Raw genomic sequence first — 3,156 nt, 5'->3', positions numbered from 1 at the left:
GGAGGGGCCGTAGCCGTCGACCACGGTGAGGCCGGGGCAGGCGGCCAGCACCTTGCGGACGGCGGCGCCGGGCACCGCCTCGCCGCCGGTCCACACCTCGCGGGCGCCACGCAGGCAGCCCGGGTCCTCCTGGGCGAGCAGCCGGAACAGCCCGGCGGTCAGCCACAGGCTGGTCACGCCCCGCTCGGTGACGGCGTGCCGGACGGCGGCGGCGTCCAGGTCCTCGGGCGGGGCGAGGACGGCGGTGCCGCCGCGCAGCAGCGGCACCCACAGCTCGTAGGTGGCGGCGTCGAAGGCGTGCGGGGAGTGCACCAGCACCCGGTCGTGGCCGGCGAAGGCGCGGTCCAGGGCGAGCGCGGCGACGTCCCGGCGGCGCACCGCGACGCCCTTGGGGGTACCGGTGGAGCCCGAGGTGAACATCAGGTACTGGACGTTCTCGGGGTGGACGGCCGTGGGGGGCGCGCTCGGCCCTTCGTCGCCGGGAAGGTCGGCGCGCAGCACCCGCTCGGCGGGGAGCAGTTCGGCGGCCGCCTCCGCCCAGCGGGCGTCGGTGAGCAGCAGTCCGGCGCCGGCCTCGGCCAGCATCCGGTGCAGCCGCCCGCGCGGCGCCCGGCCGTCCAGCGGCACGTACACGCCGCCGGTGCGCACCAGCGCCAGCTGGGCGACGACCAGCTCGACGGAGCGCTCCATCAGCACCCCGACCGGCTGCTCCGCCCGGACGCCGCGCGCGGCCAGCCGGGCCGCGAACCCGGCGGCGCGGACGTCGAGTTCGCGGTAGGTGAGGCGCTGGTCGGCGGTCTCCAGGGCGGTCGCGCCGGGGGTGCGGAGCACCTGGGCGGCGAACAGCTCGGCGATGTCGGCGGCGGGCTGCTCGACGGCGGTGGCGTTCCAGTCGACCAGGACGCGCCGGCGCTCCTCGCCGGTGAGCAGCGGCAGCCGCGCGGGCGGCCGGTGGGCGCCGTCGGGCATGGCGGTCAGCGCGGCGGTGAGCTGCCGGGCCAGCCGCCGCACCGTGGCCTCGTCGAACAGCCGCGGGTCGTAGCAGAGCCGCAGCGACAGCTCCGGGCCCGGGTAGGCCAGCAGGGTGAGCGGGTAGTTGGTGGTCTCGATCCCGTCCAGGTCGCGCAGCCGCAGGCCGTGGGCGCCGGCCGCGTCCTCGTCCACCGGGTAGTTCTCGAAGACCACCAGACTGTCGAACAGGCTTGTCTGCTCGGGCAGTTCGGTAGCCGCCCGCAGCCGGGTGAGCGGCACGGTGCCGTGCCGGCGGTCCTCGCTCTGCTCCCGCTGCAGGGCCCGCAGCCAGTCCACCAGGGTGCCGTCGGCGGGCACCGCGGTGCGGGCCGGCAGGGTGGTGATGAACAGGCCGGTCATCGTCTCGACGCCGGGCAGCTCGGGCGGCCGCCCGGAGGAGGTGGTGCCGAACACCACCTCGTCGCGCCCGGACCAGCGGCCCAGCAGCACCGCCCAGGCGCCCTGGACCAGGGTGTTGAGGGTCAGCCCGGAGCCGCGCGCGAGCTCCTCCAGCGCCCCGGTCGCGGCGGCGGGCAGGGTGAACGGCACGGCCCGGGTGGACTCCGCGCGGTGGCTCTGCACCGGCTCGCGGTCGTACGGCAGCGGCGTCGCCTCGGCCAGCCCGGCGAGGCGGGTGCGCCAGTGCCGCTCGTCCTCCTCCCGGTCGCGCTCGGCCAGCCAGGCCAGGTAATCGCGGTAGGGCCGGCGCTCCGGCACGGTGCCGTACGGGACCTCGCCCGCGGCGGTCAGCGCGGCGTGCACCGCGAAGACGTCCGAGAGCACCTGGAACAGGCTCCAGCCGTCCAGGACGAGGTGGTGGAAGGACCAGAGCACCCGCACCCGGCGGTCCGCGAGCCGGACCAGCACCAGCCGCTGCAGCGGGGCCCGCCCCAGGTCGAGGCCGCGGGCCCGGTCGCGGTCCAGCAGCTCGGCCAGCCGGGTGCGGCGCTCCTCCTCGGGCAGCTCCCGCCAGTCCAGGTGGGTGACCGGCACCGTCACCCGGCGGTGCACCACCAGGAGCGGCTCGGGCACCTCCTGCCAGCGGACGTGGGCGCGCAGCACCGCGGTGCGGTCGGTGACCCACTGCCAGGCCTCGGCGAGGCGCGCCGGGTCGGGCACCCCGTCCAGGACGAAGTCCAGCTGCTGGAAGTAGGCGCCGCTGTCCTCCTCGGCGAGGCCGTGGAAGAGCATGCCGGACTGGGTCGGGGTGAGCGGCAGGACGTCCTCCACCGCGCCCGGGTCGGCGCCGGTGACCAGGTCCACCGCCGCCTGGTCGAGCCGGGCCAGCGGGAAGTCGGACGGGGTGCGCCCGGCGGCGCCGGGGCGGGCCGCGTGGCGGGCGAGGTCGGCCAGCTCCTCGGCGAAGCGCCGGGCCAGCGCCTCCACGGTCGCGGCGCGGTGGACGGCGGCGGAGTGGAACCAGGTGAACTCCAGCGCGTCGCCGTCGAGCCGGCCGACCACCTCCAGCGGGTGGGGGCGTTCGACGGCCGGGTCGGCGTCGAGCTCGAGCGGCCGGAAGGTGCCGCGGAACAGCCCGTCCGGGTCCTCCGGCAGGGCGATGCGGCCCAGGTAGTTGAAGCCGATCCGGGCGGCCGGGGCCTCGGGGGCCGTGCCGGGGCGGCCGAGGTGGCGCAGCGCCTCGAAGCCGAGGCCGCGCCGGGGGACGGCGCGCAGCTGCTCCTTGACCTGCTTGAGGACGGTGTCCCAGTCGGCGTCGGCGGGGACGGCCAGGGCGACGGGGTGGCGGGTGGTGAACCAGCCGACCGTCCGGCTGAGGTCGAGCTCGGCGAACAGCTCCTCGCGCCCGTGGCCCTCGACGTCCACCACGACCTGCTCCGGGCCGCCCGCCGCGCACAGCGCCCGGCCCAGCGCGCTCAGCAGCACGTCGTTGGCCTGGGTGCGGTAGGTGTCGGGCAGGGTGCGCAGCAGGGCGGCGGTGTCGGCGGGGCTCAGCCGGACGGTGACGGAGCGTTCGGAGGCGTAGGTGTCGGGGCCGTCCAGCTCAGCCGGGAACGGTTCGGCGCTCGGCCCGGGCACGGCCCCGGCCCAGTACGCCGTCTCGTCCTCGAAGCCGCCCGCGGCGGCGAAGGCGCTCAGCCGCTCGGCCCACTGCCGCAGCGGCGAGGACTTCGCCGGCAGGGCGTC

1 protein-coding gene is annotated in these 3,156 nt (G+C 77.3%); it reads right to left on the bottom strand.

The genetic code is table 11. The features are described 5' to 3' along the window. Positions 1 to 3,156 (bottom strand): condensation domain-containing protein (locus tag ABZW03_RS39090; protein ID WP_355269370.1); only part of this gene is annotated, 3,156 nt, incomplete at both ends.

The organism is Kitasatospora sp. NPDC004799 (assembly GCF_040609095.1).
GTDB lineage: Bacteria > Actinomycetota > Actinomycetes > Streptomycetales > Streptomycetaceae > Kitasatospora.
This window is presented reverse-complemented; position numbering and strand designations above follow the sequence as displayed.